Source organism: Hydromonas duriensis (assembly GCF_004363775.1).
GTDB lineage: Bacteria > Pseudomonadota > Gammaproteobacteria > Burkholderiales > Burkholderiaceae > Hydromonas > Hydromonas duriensis.
In genome coordinates this window covers 26,095-46,159 of sequence record NZ_SNZE01000001.1, presented here as the reverse complement: position 1 = coordinate 46,159, position 20,065 = coordinate 26,095, and the positions used below count along the sequence as shown (strand labels likewise).

General features: G+C 47.2%; 19 protein-coding genes. 3 read left to right on the top strand and 16 right to left on the bottom strand.

Going from position 1 to position 20,065, the window contains the following annotated elements; all coding sequences use genetic code 11:
- Window positions 1–10 precede the first annotated feature (10 nt).
- Complete coding sequence (locus DFR44_RS11360; RefSeq protein ID WP_162845097.1) at window positions 11–157, top strand: hypothetical protein; 147 nt, start codon at window positions 11–13, stop codon at window positions 155–157.
- Between the two features lie 63 nt (window positions 158–220).
- Here the strand turns inward: DFR44_RS11360 and DFR44_RS11700 are convergent, their stop codons facing one another.
- The 12 genes from DFR44_RS11700 to tkt form a co-directional block, all read right to left on the bottom strand.
- Window positions 221–700, bottom strand: coding sequence for a pilin (locus DFR44_RS11700; protein WP_133618695.1), 480 nt, complete (start codon window positions 698–700; stop codon window positions 221–223).
- A gap of 37 nt (window positions 701–737) precedes the next feature.
- Entirely contained in the window at window positions 738–1,481 is a 744-nt protein-coding gene (gene trmB, locus DFR44_RS00210) for a tRNA (guanosine(46)-N7)-methyltransferase TrmB (RefSeq protein ID WP_133618694.1), read from the bottom strand.
- 81 nt (window positions 1,482–1,562) lie between these two features.
- Window positions 1,563–2,216 (bottom strand): adenylate kinase, encoded by a 654-nt coding sequence (gene adk, locus DFR44_RS00205; protein ID WP_133618693.1) that lies wholly within the window; start codon window positions 2,214–2,216, stop codon window positions 1,563–1,565.
- A gap of 102 nt (window positions 2,217–2,318) precedes the next feature.
- Window positions 2,319–3,116 carry a 3-deoxy-manno-octulosonate cytidylyltransferase gene (kdsB, locus tag DFR44_RS00200; RefSeq protein ID WP_133618692.1) on the bottom strand — a complete coding sequence of 266 codons (798 nt, stop codon included), beginning with the start codon at window positions 3,114–3,116 and terminating at the stop codon, window positions 2,319–2,321.
- Window positions 3,113–3,313, bottom strand: a complete 201-nt coding sequence (locus tag DFR44_RS00195; protein WP_133618691.1) for a Trm112 family protein — start codon at window positions 3,311–3,313, stop codon at window positions 3,113–3,115. The genes kdsB and DFR44_RS00195 overlap by 4 nt, the downstream gene beginning before the upstream one ends.
- A gap of 82 nt (window positions 3,314–3,395) precedes the next feature.
- Window positions 3,396–4,562: a tetraacyldisaccharide 4'-kinase gene (gene lpxK / locus DFR44_RS00190; RefSeq protein ID WP_133618690.1), complete on the bottom strand. Its 1,167-nt coding sequence runs from the start codon at window positions 4,560–4,562 to the stop codon at window positions 3,396–3,398.
- A 30-nt stretch (window positions 4,563–4,592) separates the two neighbouring features.
- Entirely contained in the window at window positions 4,593–6,533 is a 1,941-nt protein-coding gene (locus tag DFR44_RS00185; protein WP_133618689.1) for an RNB domain-containing ribonuclease, read from the bottom strand.
- Entirely contained in the window at window positions 6,533–6,952 is a 420-nt protein-coding gene (ybgC, locus tag DFR44_RS00180; protein ID WP_162845096.1) for a tol-pal system-associated acyl-CoA thioesterase, read from the bottom strand. Before ybgC ends, DFR44_RS00185 begins: the two co-directional genes overlap by 1 nt.
- A gap of 182 nt (window positions 6,953–7,134) precedes the next feature.
- Entirely contained in the window at window positions 7,135–7,683 is a 549-nt protein-coding gene (gene gmhB, locus DFR44_RS00175; RefSeq protein ID WP_133618687.1) for a D-glycero-beta-D-manno-heptose 1,7-bisphosphate 7-phosphatase, read from the bottom strand.
- A gap of 18 nt (window positions 7,684–7,701) precedes the next feature.
- Window positions 7,702–9,810: a glycine--tRNA ligase subunit beta gene (gene glyS, locus DFR44_RS00170; RefSeq protein WP_133618686.1), complete on the bottom strand. Its 2,109-nt coding sequence runs from the start codon at window positions 9,808–9,810 to the stop codon at window positions 7,702–7,704.
- Window positions 9,811–10,001: 191 nt separating this feature from the next.
- Complete coding sequence (gene gap / locus DFR44_RS00165) at window positions 10,002–11,012, bottom strand: type I glyceraldehyde-3-phosphate dehydrogenase (RefSeq protein WP_133618685.1); 1,011 nt, start codon at window positions 11,010–11,012, stop codon at window positions 10,002–10,004.
- A gap of 99 nt (window positions 11,013–11,111) precedes the next feature.
- Window positions 11,112–13,130 (bottom strand): transketolase, encoded by a 2,019-nt coding sequence (gene tkt / locus DFR44_RS00160; RefSeq protein WP_133618684.1) that lies wholly within the window; start codon window positions 13,128–13,130, stop codon window positions 11,112–11,114.
- A 199-nt stretch (window positions 13,131–13,329) separates the two neighbouring features.
- Here tkt and DFR44_RS00155 point away from each other — a divergent pair, with 199 nt between their 5' ends.
- Window positions 13,330–13,974, top strand: coding sequence for a LysE family translocator (locus tag DFR44_RS00155; protein WP_211336864.1), 645 nt, complete (start codon window positions 13,330–13,332; stop codon window positions 13,972–13,974).
- A gap of 672 nt (window positions 13,975–14,646) precedes the next feature.
- On the opposite strand, the gene DFR44_RS00150 is transcribed toward DFR44_RS00155, so the two are convergent.
- The 4 genes from DFR44_RS00150 to DFR44_RS00135 all read right to left on the bottom strand — a co-directional run bounded on the left by DFR44_RS00150 (window position 14,647) and on the right by DFR44_RS00135 (window position 18,894).
- The gene (locus DFR44_RS00150; protein ID WP_133618683.1) at window positions 14,647–16,374 is read right to left on the bottom strand and encodes a glutamine--tRNA ligase/YqeY domain fusion protein; all 1,728 of its coding nucleotides are present in this window, start codon (window positions 16,372–16,374) and stop codon (window positions 14,647–14,649) included.
- Window positions 16,375–16,379: 5 nt separating this feature from the next.
- Window positions 16,380–18,128: a phosphoenolpyruvate--protein phosphotransferase gene (gene ptsP / locus DFR44_RS00145; RefSeq protein WP_133618682.1), complete on the bottom strand. Its 1,749-nt coding sequence runs from the start codon at window positions 18,126–18,128 to the stop codon at window positions 16,380–16,382.
- Window positions 18,129–18,132: 4 nt separating this feature from the next.
- Entirely contained in the window at window positions 18,133–18,402 is a 270-nt protein-coding gene (locus tag DFR44_RS00140) for an HPr family phosphocarrier protein (RefSeq protein ID WP_133618681.1), read from the bottom strand.
- A gap of 75 nt (window positions 18,403–18,477) precedes the next feature.
- Window positions 18,478–18,894 carry a PTS sugar transporter subunit IIA gene (locus tag DFR44_RS00135; RefSeq protein WP_133618680.1) on the bottom strand — a complete coding sequence of 139 codons (417 nt, stop codon included), beginning with the start codon at window positions 18,892–18,894 and terminating at the stop codon, window positions 18,478–18,480.
- Between the two features lie 305 nt (window positions 18,895–19,199).
- Here DFR44_RS00135 and DFR44_RS00130 point away from each other — a divergent pair, with 305 nt between their 5' ends.
- The gene (locus DFR44_RS00130) at window positions 19,200–20,030 is read left to right on the top strand and encodes a pseudouridine synthase (RefSeq protein ID WP_246011994.1); all 831 of its coding nucleotides are present in this window, start codon (window positions 19,200–19,202) and stop codon (window positions 20,028–20,030) included.
- The last annotated feature ends 35 nt before the right edge of the window (window positions 20,031–20,065 follow it).

Genomic DNA, 20,065 nt, shown 5'->3' with positions numbered 1-20,065 from the left:
GCCTTAGAAAATGAGTCGTAAAACCTTATTTATCATCACGTTTATTATTTTTTTAATGATGGTTTTTGGACGTTGGCTGTATGACAATTACCAAATAGACCAATGTTTAGACGCTGGTGGCGCGTGGAACCATCAAGCTCATGTGTGCGACAAATAAAATAAAAAACCAGCTTTTCAAGCTGGTTTTTTATTTGTGTTCTGTATATTTTTCAAAAGATTATTACTTCGTATCGCACAAATTGCTCGCCACACAAGTACCAGAAACACCCCATGTTAAACCATTGCTGTTTTGTGTTGGAGTCAAAACATAGGTTTGAGGCGTTGAAATTGACGCGCCATTGGCATCCTTTCCGCTGGCATCAAAAAGAGAGGCACCTGTTGCCGTAATCGCACCATTGGGTGATACAGATACACTTTGTACGTTGCCATTTGCCCCCAAAGCTGGCGGAACATAACCATTCGCATTTCCGCTGTCGCACGCAGTCAAGGCATTCGTTTTCAAAAAACACATTTCGACAGCAGTTTTATATGGCCCTGTTGCATTAATCACATCGATAAACTTCGCTTTATTCAATTGGTTTTGCATACGTGGCACGGCCAAACTCGCCAAAACACCTATGACTGCAATCACGACCAGCAACTCAAGCAAAGTAAAGCCAAACTGGGTACGTATTTTACGCATCATATCGTGCTTATTCATTTTGACACCTTTTCAAGATAAATACTTTATCTTGAAATTATATCGTATTTTTTAAGAAAAGTATATCCCATACACCATGACCCAACCTATTGCCACGATTTTCATATTTGGTAAGAGGACGAGATTCGGGTCGAGGAATAAAAGTATTCTCTTTGGTATAATTTATCAACAAAGATTCGGATGATAAAACAGACAACATTTGTTCAGCATAATTTTCCCAATCGGTTGCACAATGAATATAACCATCGCTTCTCAAGCGTTTGGCCAATTCGTGAACAAAAGGGGGTTGTATCAAGCGACGCTTATGATGACGGGCTTTATGCCAAGGATCGGGGAAAAAAACATGAACACCAGACAACGTGTCAGGCGCAACCATGTCACGGACAATCTCAACCGCATCATGCTGTATCACTCGTAAATTAGTGAGTTGATGCTCGTCAATTCGTTTCAGCAATGCGCCCACACCCGAGGTAAACACTTCAACCCCGACGTAGTTGATATGTGGATTTTGCAGGGCAATCTTGGCTGTTGTCTCACCCATGCCGCAACCAATTTCGAGCACGATTGGATTATTATTGCCAAATACCTCCGCCCAATCTTCAAGATTTTTTAATTCTTTTTGGTAGGTCAAGCCATACTTTGGCATCAGGGTCTCATATGCCCGCCGCTGGGCTTCTGAAAAATGACCTTTGCGATGGACAAAGCTTTTGATGTGTCCATAGTTGTGTTCTGCTTCATCATTCGAGATGACAGTTTCAAGTTTGATTTCTTCAGGGTTCATAATTTTTAAATATACGATTTAACAAGACAAGCCCCAGCCGAAGGACTGGGGCAGTTGAGTATTCGATTTATGTTTTACAAGTTATTTCAAAGCATCTAAAATTCGTGCGCGAATCTCCTCGACCGCACCAAGTCCAGACACTTTTCGGTATTTTGGCGCACGGGCATCGCCACTTTGCGCCCATTGACCATAATAATCAACCAGTGGACGCGTTTGTTGTTGGTACACGTCTAAACGCTTACGCACGGTTTCTTCAACATCATCCGCACGAATTATTAAATCCTCACCCGTGACATCGTCTTTACCTTCAACTTTAGGTGGATTAAATACAACGTGATAGGTACGTCCAGATGGCTCGTGCACGCGACGACCACTCATGCGCAAGATGATTTCTTCAGCGGGTACATCTATTTCCAGCACATAATCAATTGCAACATGGGCGTCTTTCATGGCATCGGCTTGCGGTATGGTACGTGGAAAACCATCAAATAAGTAACCTTCTTTGCAATCCGCCTCAGTCAAACGCTCTTTAACCAAATTGATAATCAAATCATCCGATACCAATTGCCCTGCATCCATGACTTTTTTAGCTTCAACACCCAATGGTGTACCCGCTTTAACTGCCGCGCGCAACATATCGCCTGTTGAAATTTGTGGAATTGAAAAATTGTCTTTAATGAAAGTCGCCTGCGTGCCTTTACCCGCTCCCGGTGGCCCTAAAAGAATAATACGCATAATGTCCTCTATAAAAATATGTGCGTCTCTAGCACTTGGCTTCACACCACAGGGCCTTTAAGCCTCTTTTTGCGAAGCCATAACCTTACTCCAGTCTCAGCATTAGGTCAAGCCAGACTCAGTAGCGCTCTTGCGCAAATAGGCTTCAACCAAGGCAACGTCGGTCGGCTCATCCACCCCAGGAGCTGCGGGCGAATCACTGACATGCACACAAATGCGCTCACCATTCGCCAAGACCCTGAGCTGTTCGAGGGACTCATTCTGCTCTAAGACACTGACAGGCAACTGACCGTAGCGTTTGAGAAAACCAACTCGATAAGCGTAGATGCCCATGTGACGCAATACAGGTAATTGAGCGGGCAATACACTTAATTCGCCGCCCGCAGCGCGCATGGCATCTCTAGGATACGGAATCGGCGCACGAGAAAAGTACAAGGCATGTTGAGCGTTGTCAAGAACAACTTTGACAATATTGGGGTTGAGAAAATCTTCGGCACTATGAAGGGGATGCGCAGCGGTAGACATGACGCTGTCTGTGGAATCATGCAGACTTACTGCGACAGCAGCAATTAAATTCGGGGCAATCGCAGGTTCATCACCTTGAACATTGACCACGATGGCGTCATCCGCCCAGCCCAGATCAAGTGCCACTTGTGCAATGCGATCCGTGCCTGATGGATGTTGCGCATCGGTCATGTGCGCCACATAACCCGCTTGAGTCACGCAGTTGAAAATATCGGGATGGTCGGTCGCGACCACAACACTTTGAGCACCCGATGCCAGCGCTTGCTCAACAACACGCAGCACCATCGTTCGACCCGCAATGTCAATCAAAGGTTTGCCATAAAAACGCGAGCTGCCCATGCGCGCTGGAATGACAACTTTAAACGGGGCATTCATGATGCTTCGGTCATATTATTGGCTGAAATGGCTTGTTCAATCAGCAGTATGGGCATGCCATCGCGAATAGGGAATAATAGCCCATCCGTTTCACACAACAAACCAGTCGCGCCTTTATCTTGATTGGCTTTCTGTTGTATCAATTCGCCCTTGCATTTAGGACAGCGCAGTGCATTTAACCATGTATTTGAAGACATATTTTATTTCCAATTGTTATCTAATGATTTTTAACTCTAGAACTCTAGTTGAGTGTTAGCTCATCATTTATTCGTCGTTTGCTTATTTTTTACGCATTCCATCCAACCGTTCAATCATAAATGATTCTAAACGACTTAATTCAGGCGTATCCAATATTTCCAAAGGCACTACCCAAAAACGCTCGTGATAGGCTGCATTATCCTTAATGAGGTGTTGATATTTAACCGCGTCTTTTTCAGTCATCAACACGTATTTGACGTGACGTGAATCCATCAACTTCACAAAAGCCTCGTCAAACATAAAATGGTCAGGCAACGCCATCGTATGGCCATGAATATTGTGAGCCTGAAGCATTTTAAAAAACAGCTCAGGCTGCGCGATTCCCGCAATAGCGAGCGTGTCTTTACCACCAAAAAAAGACAGGGGTAAACGCGTGCGCGTATCCGCCAAACAATAAGCATCCGAAATATGACTTTTAAACGCAAAATGATTGGGACGTGCTGGGTCTGGCATCTGTGATTGCAATTGTTGTTGCTCGCGCGTGGGTAACTTTTCACAACGATGGTGCCACACAACCGCGTCAACACTACCCAAACGAGTTGGCGGTTCACGCAAAGGCCCTGCGGGTAAGCACCAGCCATTGCCTTTGCCTCGCTTATCCATCACCACCACTTCAATGTCTCGCGCCAACTTATAATGCTGCAAACCGTCATCAGACAAAATAACATCCACTTCTGGATGTGCTTCACATAGACGCTGGACAACAGCCGAGCGATTGGCACCCACCCAGACAGGGACATTGTTGCCCAACAAATGTAACAGCGGCTCATCGCCAACCTCAGTTGGCAAACTGTCTCGTGTGACCTCACGCACCGTTGCATGTGTAGAGTTTCCACCATAACCACGGGCGACAATCGCTGGACGATATCCTGCCTTAATCAACGCTTTTGTCAACGCGCCCACCACAGGGGTTTTACCCACACCACCAATCAAAATCCCCCCAACGACCACCACAGGTACAGGTGCACGATAAACATCAAACACACCCAGTCGAAAAGACAATCGACGCACCAAGACAATAAACTCATACACCACTGAAAAAGGCCATAGCAAAATCGTTCGCCAATTTTTAGTTTGCCATACTTTTAACCACCACGCCTCACGTCGGGCGCGCTTGTACGCCTCTCTTTTGTATTCAAAGTTTGGAGGACGACGTACTATGCGAGAAGGTTCAATCGGTTGAATCATGCTTTGTAATATAGGGAGTAAATGATTCTTTTAAGATTCAGGTAAAGGCTCTGACTGCGGCACTTCAAGTAGCGATACACCAACAGTCAAAGCCACCCAATCAACGCTTTGCAAACGCACTTGCACTCGAGATTGCAACGGTATATTTTCAGGCAATGTGGGACACGGCATATACAAAGGTATTTCAGACAGACGCAACACACCCTCTTTAATCACAATGGCATCACCCTCGTAGATGTCATTATGCATGCGCTGCGCCACCCATTGCAAACACCAATATTTTTCCATTTTACTCTGTTGCTCTGCATACGCTTTGTATTTTTCATCAAACGCGCTCATGCGCTGCAACACATCAACCTCTTTGGCTTTAAACGGTGCCTGCATCGGCGCAGTCACGCCATGACGAATCGCAGCGAGCAACTGCATTTGATTAAACCAATCCGCATAACGGCGTAAAGGTGAGGTCGTCCACATATAAGCGGGCACGCCCATCGCTAAATGAGGTTGGGCATGGGTTGATGTACGCACGCCAACATTGCTTTGCGTTCTAAACAAGGCGGGGACATTTAAACCGTCCAACATCTGCGCCCAGTTCACATTGGCAAAAATCATCCATTCGGACACGATTTTATCAATGGGCGAACCACGCATGCGTTGGCTGATTTGGACGACTTCATCGCCTTTTAACCCTTCATCATCAGCACGCTCTAGAACAAATGAAAAATCGGCTCGGTTGTTATTTTCAGGTTTACCACGAACGGCATCACGTTGCGCAGAGAGTTTCAACGCGCCTTGCCACAACACTTTCAAAGCCGACGCATACGGATAATCCTCGCGCTCACCATTTAAATCATCGGCCGTCAACTGCATGTCAGGCACATCATGACGCAAATTAGCACCCACATGAATCCGCTCAATTTTGCTTTCGACTTCACTCAGCGCAGTTTCTGCCTTTAAGTCCAAGGTCGTATAAATCGAAACGACGGGCTTGATGGTACCCGCATCCAAGCTAAAACAACCCACCCACGCGTCGGGTAACATGGTGATTTTTTCACCAGGTGTATACATGGTGGACATGCGGCTGGCGGCATGTTTATCCGCCGCATCATCACGTTGCACCGCCAAAGAGGGCGCTGCAATATGCACGCCAACACGATAACGCCCTTCGCCCAATTCCAATACCGAAAAAGCATCGTCTATTTCTGTGGTCATGCTGTCATCGATTGAAAACACCTTTAACTCAGTGTTTAACGGCAAGTCATCCACAGAAAAGTCTGGCAAGGGCAAACTGGCGATCACGCCCAGTGGATAATGCTCGGCAAAAAAAGTGGCTCGGTGCAACTCAAACGCATTTTTAAACGCGCCTGCATGCAATAACAATTGGGGTACAGTTAATTTCAATTGTTCAGCGGCTGCCACCACCGCTTTATACGTCATATCATTGGCATTTTTTTTCTGCAAAATGGCATCACGCACTTGTAAAATCTCCTCTGGACAATGCCCAGCGACCAAGTCTTCAGTCCATGCCGCTTGGATGCGCAAACGTTCTTCTTTTTTAGCAACGGCCGCCAAAGCGATTTCGATTTGTTCCGCAGGTTGGCGCGTGAACAAGCCGCGTCCTTTTTTACCAAAATAAATCGGTGCGCCATGCAGCACCTGCCACATTGCGGCTTGCTCAATTAAACTTGCACCGCTACCAAAATAATCTCGTGCCAAATCGCCAAACTCAAACACGCCTTCTGGGGCGCACTCCCAAACAAAAGACAAATCGGCTTGCTCAACCAGCTGCTCGACTTGCTCAACAATGTGTTGACTGGACGCCAAGCTGACTTCGCCTTGTAACAACACGTCTTTTAATTTGATTTTTTGTAAAGACGAGCCATTTCCCTTGGCATGCACATGATGCTCTTTTTGCTCCATGACCTGTGCGGCCAGCATTTTGCCTGACTGTTCATAAAAAACGTAATTCATTAGACCCCAGCCACTTGCGTTTCAAAAACTTGGCGTAAACTATCAGGCACGCTCTTCGGTTTTTTGGTTTGAAAATCAACGCACACCATCAAAATACGTGCGCGGCACACGACTTCATCATTTTTCAATATATTTTGTTCCAGATGCACAGATGAGCGTCCCATTTTATAAACCTGAGCCGTCGCCACCACTTCGTCATCTAAAGTGAGCGGCGAAAACCACTCCATCTCACATTGACGAATCACAAATCCTACCCCAGTATCGCGCGCCAAAGCCATGTGTTGAATGCCTGCACTGCGAAACCACTCGGTCCGCGCGCGCTCAAAATACTTTAAATAATTTGCGTGATACACAATTCCCAATGCGTCGGTATCTTCAAAATACAGCTTAATTGGCAAATGGTAAACGGGGTTACTCATGCTCATCCTTTACAATCGGTAAAATACTCAAATGGGGCAAATTTTACCACATAACCCACTTGCCTCAGACTCCGAAGAGCGTGAAACCAAACAAACACAAAAAACGCCCTCTTTTAAAATAGAGAGCGTTTTCGACTCATCGCTTTCATCACGAAATAAAAGCCCATACCCGTCCAGCTAGGTTATACCACGCCGACCAACTCTTTCACCACGGCGGCTAAATTCACGCGCACATGCGCCGCATCGGGCACATCCCCTTTGGCATACGTCATATTACCTTGCCCTGTTAAGACCAGAAACGGCTGACAGCCCGCGCGTTGAGCGGCGTTCATATCGTTAATCGTGTCACCCACATAAATCACTTCGTTGAGCGGCACTTCAAAACGATCGGCAATTTCTTGCAACATTGTTGGTGAAGGCTTACGACAGCTGCAACCCGCATCAGGCGTATGCGGACAAAAAAACACCGCTTCGATATAACCACCTGCCGCTTCAACTTCTTCATGCATTTTTTTATGAATGGCATTCAAGTCGAACACATTGAGCTTACCTTGCATGATGCCAGGCTGGTTGGTGGCGACCACCACACGAAAATGCGCTCGATTTAAGCGGGCAATGGCCTTCAGACTATCTGGCAAAGCCACCCAGTCATCAGGAGTAGCGATGACACCACGGTCTTCGTTGATGACCCCATCGCGTGACAAGATGATGAGCCGTTGTTCATGTTCCACAGCCTCGCCCCTATCTCGTTATGCTGCTAAACACGAAATGTCCGCCACGCCGTTCATCAATTGCGCTAAATCATGCAACAACTTCAAGCGATTCGCACGCACAGCCGCATCATCCGCCATAACCATAACATCAGCAAAAAACGCATCCACTGGCTCACGTAAATTGGCTAAAGCGGTTAAAGCATTCTGATACTGACGAGCCTCCAAAGCCTTTTGTACACTTGGACGAACCTCATTTAAAGCGGCAGCCAGGGCTTTTTCGGCCGATTCAGCTAACAAAGCCTCATCCACTTGCGCTGCGATGGCCTCATTTTTTTCCGCGGCTTTACGCAAAATATTGACACATCGTTTATTCGCAGCGGCCAAGTTTTCCGCTTGCGGCAGCACCGCAAAGGCTTGCACGGCAGCAATTTTTTCGGTCACTTCATCTAGGCGGTCGGGATTGTTCGACAGCACCGCCTCAATATGCGCAGCGGCGTAGCCTTGGTCTTTCAGCAGGCCTTTCAAACGCTCCACCATAAAGAGTTTAACTTCTGTCGCCGCAGGTTTAAACTGCGCATGCCCCTTAAATTGCGCTTGCACCGCATTCAAAGTCTCAGTCAATGACAAAGGCAGTTTCTTTTCCAACATCATGCGCACCACACCCAAGGCGTGACGGCGTAGGGCAAACGGATCTTTTTCACCCGTCGGTTGCAAGCCTATGCCCCAAATGCCAACAAGCGTTTCTAATTTATCCGCCAGTGCGGTGATAAGACCAATGGCCGTCGCAGGTAACTCATCGCCCGCAAAACGCGGTTGATAATGCTCGGCACACGCGGCCGCAACCTCGATTTTTTCACCATGATGAGTGGCATAGTAACGCCCCATAATCCCTTGCAACTCAGGGAATTCACCCACCATATCGCTGACCAAATCAGCTTTTGCAATGTACGCAGCCCGCTTGGCATCGGTGGCCTCCACCCCCAAAACGCCTGACAAATAGGCGGCGATGGCCTGCACGCGCCCCACCCGCTCACCTTGCGAACCCAGTTTGTTGTGGTAAACCACATGACCGAGCTTGGCCACCATGTCATCGAGTGTTTTCTTTTTGTCTTGCTCAAAGAAAAACTGCGCATCGGCCAAGCGCGGACGGACAACGCGCGCGTTGCCCTCGATGATTTGCTCAGGGTTGTCGGTTAAAATATTTGAAACCACCAAAAACTCATTCACCAGCGCGCCGTTGGCATCCGTCATGGCAAAATATTTTTGGTTGGTTTGCATGGTTAAAATCAAGCACTCTTGGGGCACTGACAAAAAGCCCGCGTCAAAAGATGCTTTATAAACAACAGGATATTCAGTTAACGCGGTGACTTCATCGAGCAAAGCCTCGGGCATAATTACCTGATTCGCACCCGCTTTATTTTTTAACTGTTCATAAATGCTTTCACGGCGCACATTCAAATCAGGCTCAACCATGCCTTGAGTGCGCAATACATGCGCATATTCTCGGGCGTTTGGTATGTTGATGGATTTTTCACCCATAAAACGATGTCCGTCCGTGACGTTACTCGCCTTCACGCCAAAGACCGTCACTGGCAACACATCGGCGCCATGCAAGACCAGTACTCGCTTGACGGGTCGAACAAACGCCACATCTTGAGCCGCTGTTGTGCCCGCGTGAATTTGATAGGTCATGACCTTGGGAATCGGCAATTTCGCCGCCACCTCGGTCAATACATTTTCCAAGACTTCGTGCAACACCGCACCCTTAGCCGTATAGGTCAAATAAAAGAGGTCTTGCTTACCGTCACTTTCAATGTCTAAATCCAATACGGTTTTATCCGCAAAGCCCATCGCCGCCAATTTTTTAATCAACGATGCGCTCGCTTTGCCTTCTGCATCCAAGCCCACTTTCACAGGCAAGATTTTTTCGCGTTTTTGTTCATCTTGCGCTTGCGTCGCGATGCCACTGATACATACGGCCAATCGACGTGGTGTCGCATACGGATGCACGACTGCGTCTGACGCTGCCAACCCGAGCTTGACCAAAGTGGTGTGTACGCCGTCAGCAAAAGCACTTGATAGTTTGGTGAGTGCTTTTGGGGGGAGTTCTTCGGTTAATAATTCAATCAATAAATCTTGGGTCATTGTTAAAGCTTTCTTTCATCGTCAAACAGAAGTCGTTATATTTTTGAATCGTTGTTGACCGAATGTGTATCTGAACACATCGCCATTTTAGAATTAAAAATTATGTTTACTTTTTGCGTCTTGCTTGCCACTGGTTTTGTATCATAAAAAAAGCAGCCAAAGAGTGTCGCCCTTTGGCTGTTTACTTTAAATTACTTGGCACTCATCAATGCCACAGTGGTGTCCAACATGCGGTTAGAGAAGCCCCACTCGTTGTCATACCAGCTGCCCACTTTCACCAAGCGGCCCGATACTTTAGTCAAACTTGCGTCATAAGACGACGACGCTGGGTCGTGGTTGAAGTCAACCGATACCAAGGGTGCAGTCACATAATTCAAAATGCCTTTGAGTGCGCCTTCTGAAGCGGTTTTCATGATGCTATTGATTTCTTCAACGCTGGTATCACGCGCCGCGATAAACGACAAGTCAACCAATGATACGTTAATCGTTGGTACGCGCACGGCATAGCCATCCAGTTTGCCATTCAATTCAGGCAACACCAAGCCGACCGCCGCCGCTGCACCTGTTTTCGTTGGAATCATGCTCATGGTCGCTGAACGTGCGCGGCGCATGTCTTCATGATAAACATCAGTGAGGCGTTGATCGTTTGTGTAAGCGTGAACAGTGGTCATCAAACCGCTGACAAGACCAATGGCATCGTGCAATGGCTTAACCAATGGCGCGAGGCAGTTGGTGGTGCATGATGCATTTGAAATGACGGTATCTGTTGATTTCAATACGTTGTGGTTGACGCCATACACAACCGTGGCATCGACGTCTTTACCACCTGGGGCTGAAATGATAACTTTTTTCGCACCCGCTGCAACGTGTTTACTCGCCGCGTCTTTGGTAGTGAAAAAGCCCGTGCATTCCATCACCACATCAACACCCAATTCAGCCCAAGGCAATTTAGCGGGGTCGCGCTCAGCGAGCACTTTGATGCGGTCGCCGTTCACGATAATCGAATCACCATCTACAGCAACCGAACCTGGAAATTTACCGTGCGCCGTGTCGTATTGTGTCAAATAGGCGTTAATACCCGCATCACCAAGGTCATTGATGGCAACGATTTCGATATCGTGTTTTTTGCCGCCTTCATAATGAGCACGTAAAATATTGCGACCGATACGACCATAACCGTTAATTGCGACTTTGATTGTCATACTTTTTCTCCTAAATTAAAAAAAGATAGCCCTCTTTGTTATGAATTGGGTGAGTCTTGCAGCGTCACCCGCGCCTACCGCCTACCGCCTAAACATAATTTATTTCTGCAAAACAGACAATGCAGTGTTCACAACATTATCGACCGTAAAGCCGAATAATTTAAACAACTCACCCGCAGGCGCAGACTCACCAAAACGCTCCAAGCCGATGACTGCATTGCAGTTGTAACGCCACCATGTATCGGTGACACCCGCTTCAACCGCCACGCGAGCAACGCCTTCTGTCAACACGCTTTTTTTATACGCATCAGACTGACGCGCAAACACATCCGTACATGGCATCGAGACCACTCGCGTTGAAACGCCCTTAGCCGCCAACACATCCGCCGCTTTAACAATCAGGTCAACTTCAGAACCCGTCGCCATCAACACAATGTTCGCTTTTTCATTATCAGCTTTAACATCGCGCAATACATAACCACCTTTGAAAATATTTTTGGTTTGGGTGGCATTGCGCTTCATGAATGGTAAATTTTGACGGCTAAAAATCAAAGCGGCTGGGCCGTCCACTCGTTTAATCGCCGCACCCCACGCCGCAGCTGATTCTGTCGTGTCGCAAGGACGCCATACGTCCAAATTTGGAATCAGGCGCAATGAGGCCACGTGCTCAACAGGTTGATGAGTCGGACCATCTTCACCCAGGCCAATCGAGTCGTGAGTAAAGACGAAGATGCTGCGAATTTTCATTAAAGCCGCCATGCGCAAGGCATTGCGGCTGTAATCTGCAAAGGTCAAGAACGTGGCGCCGAATGGCAAGTAACCGCCATGCAAAGCAATGCCGTTCATCATCGCGCTCATCCCAAATTCGCGCACACCGTAATTGATGTGGTTACCCCAGCTGTCGGCGCGAACAGGCTTGCATTCGGGCCAATTGGTTAAATTCGAACCCGTCAAGTCGGCCGAGCCGCCTAAAAACTCAGGCAAAACTTTGGCATACACACCAATGGCATTTTGGCTGGCTTTACGCGTGCCAATGGTTTCGGCTTTTTCAGCGCACACTTTGAGATACTCTTCAACCGCTTGGTCAAAATTCGCAGGCAACTCGCCATTCATACGACGAGTAAACTCCGCCGCTTCTTTAGGGAATTTTTTCGAGTAAGCATCGAATGTTTTTTGCCATTTGGCTTGAGCCTGCGCGCCTGTTTGTGTTGAATTCCAAGCATCGTAAATGTCTTGGGGCACCACAAACGGCTCATAGTCCCAACCGATGTGCGCGCGAGTAGCGGCAATTTCATCATGCCCCAACGGTGCGCCATGGACTTTATCTGTATCGGCAAAATGCGGCGAACCCTCACCAATTCGAGTTTTGCAACAAATCAATGTTGGGCCTTTGTCAGCGGCCGCATTGGCGTTCGCCTGCTCAATCGCTTTAGCCACCGCGCCCGCGTCATGGCCATCAACCGAGCGAATCACGTTCCAGCCATACGCTTCCATACGCTCAGGCGTCTTGTCATCAAACCAAGGTGTCACGCGTCCATCAATCGAAATGCTGTTGTCGTCATACAGGGCGATTAATTTAGACAAACGCCATACACCCGCCAATGAGGCGGCCTCGTGACTAATGCCCTCCATCAAACAACCATCACCAAGGAATACCCAAGTTTTGTGGTCAACAATGGTGTGTCCATCTTTATTGAACTCTTGTGCAAGCAGCTTTTCGGATAAAGCCATGCCAACGGCATTGGTGATGCCCTGACCGAGCGGGCCTGTCGTGGTTTCAATGCCGTCAGCGTAACCGTATTCTGGATGGCCTGCTGTTTTAGAGTGCAGTTGACGGAAATTCTTAATATCATCCATCGACAGGTTATATCCCGTCAAATGCAGCAAAGAATAAATCAACATCGAGCCATGTCCATTCGACAACACAAAGCGGTCACGGTCAACCCATTTGGCATCGGTCGGGTTGTGCTTGAGAAAACCATTGGCAGGATTCCACAAGGCCGTCGCGATGTCCGCCATGCCCATCGGCATACCAGGGTGACCAGAATTGGCTTTTTGAACCGCGTCCATTGACAAGGCGCGAATGGCATTCGCCATTTGTTTGACATTTGCTGACATATGCACTCTCATAAAATTAAAGAAAACTTTGCCATTTTAACAGATGCACCGTAGGCTTTGGGGTAATATGTGCAACGCCGAATTGCCAAAATTCAGCAAAAGTTACACTTAAGTCATGCTTAGGCTATGCTTAAATCGTTCTTAAATTTTACCCGCATAAAAAACAAAAAACACCCACCTCACTCACAAAGACATTCCCATGATTTCTCTTTCACTTTGGCTGACCTACGTTGCCGCAGTTTTTTTCATTTCGGGCACGCCCGGCCCCAATATGTTATTTGCCATGACGCAAGGTCTACGCTATGGCCTACGCCCAATTTGGCCAACGCTACTCGGCGAGGTGTGCGGCGTATTATTGATTTTATGTTTATCCATGAGCGGCTTAGGGGCGATTTTAAAATCATCACTGACTTTATTTACCATTTTGAAATGGATTGGCGCGGCTTATTTGATTTATTTGGGCATACAAATGTGGCGCACGGTCGATGAAGCCGCACCACTCACTGACGATACGGTCAACACCCGTAGCTGTGCGCCTTCATTTTCCAACCAATTTCGCACGGGTTTGGGCGTTGCCCTGTCCAATCCCAAAGCGATTTTATTTGGCCTCGCCTTTTTTCCTCAATTCATCCACACCGATGCGCCCCTGCTCTCGCAAGCCATTATTTTACTTGGAACTTTTGCTATCATCGAAACGGCTTGGATGTGCATCTACGCAACAAGCGGCACGCAACTGTCAAGATTTTTAGCCTCGCCCGCTCGCATGCGCTGCTTTAACCGCGTGTCGGGTTCGGCATTTATTTTGGCGGGCTTGGGGTTGGGTCTATTTGGGAAAAGTAAATAAAACTAAACACCATTAAAATTTGGCATTATTTTTGCTCGAACATATCGGTGCGCTATTTCCAAACAATCCAAATATTCTTTTTTATGAGCGATAAAAAAGGATTTCTCTTTTACAAACATGAAGATAAAACAGCTAAAAGCCAATCTAAATGAATGTGACTAAGAACTAACCGTTGCACTTAAAACTCATATTTTGCAAACATTATTCCATATGCGCCAATCTACGGTTCCATATGGTGAAATTTGGAATCTAGGATCCCAATCATTACTAGCCTTGTTTATTTTAGTAAACGTTGTTCCAGGTTGTTGACTACAAGCATATGCTTTTGTGAAATACTCGACGCCACCATGCGGAAATGATTTTGCTATTGAAACTACCATTACCTTCACCGTGTCAACGCCTCTATTAACTGGGTTAACAGAATCGATTCTATGCTCGTACTTACTTTCGGGAGCAATGTAATATTTGAACGCCCCTCCCCCAGAGCCATTGTAAGGAACTTCCATAATTAACTCATAGCCTTGAATTGGCTTGTCCTGTAGTATGTTTTTCGAAATTGACGAACAACCGACGATACATACCGTGAACATTGCATAAAAAAATTTGCACACTGTAATCACTCTTCTTTAAATAAAAGTACTAACAATAGACTTACCACTCACTAAAACCAAACTACTTCTTCCAAGTATCCTTCAACCCCACAATTCGATTAAACACCAACGCACCCGTTTTTGAATCAAGCCTATCGGTCACAAAGTAACCGTGACGTTCAAATTGAAAATGCGTTTCAGGTGCGGCATCTGCAATACTATTTTCAACGTAGCCTTGCGAAACGTGTTTGGAGTCGGGATTAAGCGCCTGCATGAAATCTTTACCGCCCGCATCAGGGTGTGGGTCGGTGAACAAGCGGTCGTAAACCCGAATTTCGGCGGGGCTGGCACTGGCATCAGACAACCAATGGATATTGCCTTTGACTTTGTAGTTGTTTGAACCTTCTGTACCGCTTTTGCTGTCAGCAAAATAGTTGGCATGAACAGCGATGACGTTGCCTTGGTCATCGACATCAAAACCTGTGCACTCAATCACGAAGCCATAGCGTAGGCGGACTTTATTGCCGACAAACAGACGGAAAAAACCTTTGACGGGTTCAGCCATGAAGTCGTCTTGTTCAATCCACAATTCTTTGGTCAACTTAAAGTGACGTTCGCCCATGTCGGGATGGTGTGGATGCACAGGGGCTTTACAGGGTTCGGCGTGGCCTTCGGGGAAGTTGTCTATAATTAATTTAAGCGGCTTTAGTACGGCTACGGCGCGAGGGGCTTTTTCATCCAAATCGTCACGTACGGCTTGTTCAAGGACGCTCATGTCAATCCACGAGTCTGCTTTAGAAACACCTATCCGTTCACAAAACAATCGAATGGACTCGGGTGTAAAGCCTCGACGACGCACGCCAACCAAGGTCATCATACGCGGGTCGTCCCAGCCATCCACTTGGCGTTCTTCGACCAGTTGTAACAATTTACGCTTGCTGGTGATGGCATAGGTTAGGTTCAGCCGTGCAAATTCGGTTTGTTCAGGTAAAGGTTGAGTCAATGCACCGACTTCAACCAAACGCGCGAGTACCCAGTTATACAGCGGACGGTTGTTTTCAAATTCAAGCGTGCACAGTGAGTGCGTGATTTTTTCAAGCGCGTCTGAGATGCAGTGGGTGAAGTCGTACATCGGATAAATGCACCATGCGTCACCTGTTCGATGATGGTGTACGTGACGAATACGATAAATCACGGGGTCGCGCATGGCAATAAACGATGAGGCCATGTCTATTTTGGCGCGCAATACGTGTTCGCCCTCTTTAAATTCGCCTGCTTTCATGCGGCGGAAAATGTCGAGGCTTTCTGCGACGGGTCGATTGCGGTACGGTGAGTTTTGCCCGGCTTCATGCAGTTGTCCACGTTGTGCGCGAATGGTATCGGCATCTTGGCTGTCGATGTAAGCGTATCCTGCTTCGATGATTTTTTCAGCAAAATCATAGAGTTGCTCAAAATAGTCAGAGGCGTAATACAAATGCTCTTCACCCGCGGCATCCACCCAATCAAAACCGAGCCATTTGAGCGTGTCTTTAATCGAGTTCACGTATTCGACCGACTCTTTTTCGGGATTGGTGTCGTCAAAACGCAGGTGGCAACGCCCGCCATAGCTTTGCGCCACACCAAAATTTAGACAAATACTTTTGGCATGTCCAATGTGCAAATAACCGTTGGGTTCAGGCGGGAAGCGTGTGATGACGCTGGGCAAGCCATCGCGTTGGTATTTGTGAGCTGCGGTATCGGCATCAATTTTTTGACGAATAAAATTAGAAGTAACTTCTGTCGTTTCTGCGAGAATGGTGTGTTCAGTCATATGATTTAATGTGTTTTTTGATTTAGTTCTTTAATTTTAGCGTTGATTTTACTTTGCTCGAATAGGTTCAGTATTTCATTCGCTTTTTTCCGTGATTTTTTGATAGAGGCGAGTAAGACCCGTTCCTTTACAGACAACACTTGGGAGGCTTGCATTGAAAACTCTCGCAAGCCCATGCCCAAGAACAACCGTGTTAATTTGGCATTGCCCGCCATTTCGCCACACACAGAGACTTTTTTCTTGGCTTTATGTGTGGTGTCAATGACGTGTGCAATCAATTGCAAAACGGCGGGATGCGTTTCGTTGTACAAGTGCCCAACTTCGGCATCACCCCGATCGACCGCCAGTGTGTATTGGGTTAAGTCGTTCGTTCCAATCGACACGAAATCAATCAGCGGCAACAACGCGGGGAGAATGAGCGCAGACGATGGAATCTCAATCATAATCCCGACGGGTAAATCAGGGTCGTAAGCCTGCTTTCGCTCTTTCAGTTGCGCCCGTGCCTGCCCTAAAAGCTCTAATGCCTGCTGTAACTCATCGAGACCACTAATCATCGGCAACAGCAGCTTAATTGAACCAAAAGCAGATGCCCTTAAGATCGCTCGCAACTGCGTCAAAAACATGTCGGGATGCGCCAAGCTGTAGCGAATCGCGCGTAACCCTAAAGCGGGATTAAGCGGAGTGACGTATTCGTCGGTGTCTAACCCCTTATCCGCTCCAATATCAAGGGTACGAATGGTGACCGACTTGCCTAAAAGTCCCTCGGCTACTGTTTTATACGCCGTCAATTGCTCCTCTTCGTCGGGCAATTGACGGCGATTCAAAAATAGAAACTCACTGCGGAATAAACCAACACCATCAGCACCGACTTCTTTCAAGGCGGCGACATCACTGGGCAACTCAATATTGGCCAACAGTTTAATTTCCCAATCATCCAAGGTCTTGGCGCGTTGATGCACCAAATTACCCAAGCTGGCTTGATGTAAACGCTGTTTAGCTTGCAACTGGCGATAATGTTCAAGCAACAATTCGGTTGGATTCACCAATACCACGCCGCTTTCACCATCCACGATTACCCATTCGTTTTCACGAATCAAATCTCGCGCCTGCCCTGTCGCCACGACTGCAGGCACACCTAAACCGCGTGCAACAATTGCGGTGTGACTGGTTGTCCCGCCCAAATCGGTGATAAAACCTGCCAAATCTCGGTCTTTAAATTGCAGCATGTCTGCGGGCGTGATGTCGTGCGCGACCAAAATCATGTCACTGTCAAATGCTTGCGGCTGTTCCTTGCTCACCGCCAATAAGCCGCTGTGTTCACGAATGGCTCGCATGATACGCGTCCCCACTTGCATCACGTCTTGTTTGCGCTCACGCAGATAAGGGTCTTCAAACGCTTCAAACTGTTCGACCAGTTCGTTCACTTGAGTGGATAAAGCCCATTCCGCGTTATAACGTTTATTGCGCATCAACACTTTAGGCACCTCAACCAGCATGCTGTCCTGCGCAATCATGGCGTGCACTTGCAACATGGCATTCATTTCGTTCGGTGCGTCATCGTCCAGCCCCGCTTGCAGGGTCATAAACTCTTCGTGCACATCTCGAACCGCCAATTCAAAACGAGCAATTTCAGCATCCACTCGCTCTGGCGCAACCAAGTAATGCGGGGCTTCTAAGCTGACGTGCGCAAGCAAATGCGCTTTACCTATCGCAATTTTTTCGCTAACACCAATGCCGTGAATGCTAAATGTCACGCGTTTATTCCCCTTCTCCGAACTTATTGGCAATCAACGCCAAAACCGCTTCCATAGCGGCCGTCTCATCTTCACCGTCCGCTTCTACTGTGATGACTGAGCCGATGCCCGCAGCCAACATCATGACGCCCATGATTGACTTGGCATTCACACGACGACCGTTTCGGGTAATCCAAATTTCACTTTTAAATTTAGTCGCTTCTTGCGTCAGTACGCCTGAAGCGCGAGCATGCAAACCGAGTTTATTCACAATGGTGGTTTCTGTTTGAATCATAAATGCCTTACTTCCTTACATGATTTAAAGTGTGTTATCGATGAGAGGCGAGGACGCATTAAAAGTGCATCGTGCTCATGCCCCTGAGTGAGGCACATTATCCTGCTGTGCGTAGCCCTCAATACCATTGCGCCCACCTTCTATTGCTTTTTGTGTGACTTGAGCCAAAGGGAGATGGCGGTAGTTAAGCGCACGCAAGAGCATGGGTAAATTCACACCATACAGCAGCATCGTATTGACGCGCAAAGTAACCAGCCGTTGTGCGCAGTTGGCTGGCGTGGCTCCACAAATATCCGTTAGAATCAGTACACCGTCGCCATCATCAATTTCTTGGAGCGCCTGCGCCGCCAATTCATTGACTTCATACGGGTCTTGATCCGCCTTAACATCCAACGCCCTCACATTGACAGGAGGAGCTTTAAACACATGAGTGACTGCCGCTAAAAACGCGGCGGACAAAGGTGTGTGTGTCACCAACAAAATACCAATCATTTTCGCTCTCACAAAAAAAGCAAATACTTTTTTTGACTCCCTAGTTCTGCCGCTATTTTAGCGGAATTTGGTGCATGAGATGACGCAAAAATGTGTGCTTCAATTCAATATGAGCACAGAACAAGACTTGCGCCCATTCGGCTCGCCATATTTTTGTGAAAACACCCATACTTAAGGCGTAAAATTGAGCGCATGCCACTTATTTATCATCCATGAAACGACATTTTTCACCACCCCCTTTGCCAACACGAAATGGCGTCAACCCGAGTTTTGTCCACTTGCCCACGGGCTTATGGACAACAACCTTGGCGTTTTTATCTACTCGATTTCCGCACATTTCGGCAGAGATATGGCATGAACGCATGAAAAAAGGTGATGTTGTGAATGAGCATGGTCTAACCATCCAACCTGATGCGCCCTACCGTGCTGGGATGTGTTTATACTATTATCGTGAGTTACCATTCGAATCCCACATACCCGTGCAAGCCCATGTGTTAGACGAAACAGAACATTTGCTCATCGTTGACAAGCCGCATTTTTTACCTGTTACGCCTGGCGGTCACTATTTGCAAGAAACACTATTAACCCGATTGCGCCGCCAACTGAATAATCCCGAGCTATCGCCCCTGCATCGGCTGGATCGAGAAACGGCGGGCATCATGCTTTTTGCCAAAACTAAAGCTGCACGAAGCATGTATCAACGTCTATTTGCCGAGCGAGCCGTGCATAAAACGTATCTCGCCATTGCGCCAACGCGCTTGGATTTAACTTATCCAATGCTGTATCAATCTCGATTGGAGGAGGCTGCGCAATTTTTTGTCATGCATGAAATTGAAGGCCTCCCCAATACCGAAACCCGCATCACATTGCTCAACACCTTGGGTGAACATTCACTGTATCAATTGGAACCTTTGACGGGTAAAAAACATCAGTTGCGCGTTCACATGTCAAGTCTGGGCATGCCCATCTTGAATGATCGCTTTTACCCTATCGCTCAAGCGGTGCAATTGGACGACTACGACAAGCCTTTGAAACTATTGGCAAAAAAAATTGAATTTATTGACCCAGTCACCCAACAACAACTGGCATACGAGAGTACACTTGATTTGATTGAGCAAAATGGTTCAGCAATTTAACAGTGGGAGACAAAATGAAAACATCGAATTTTTTA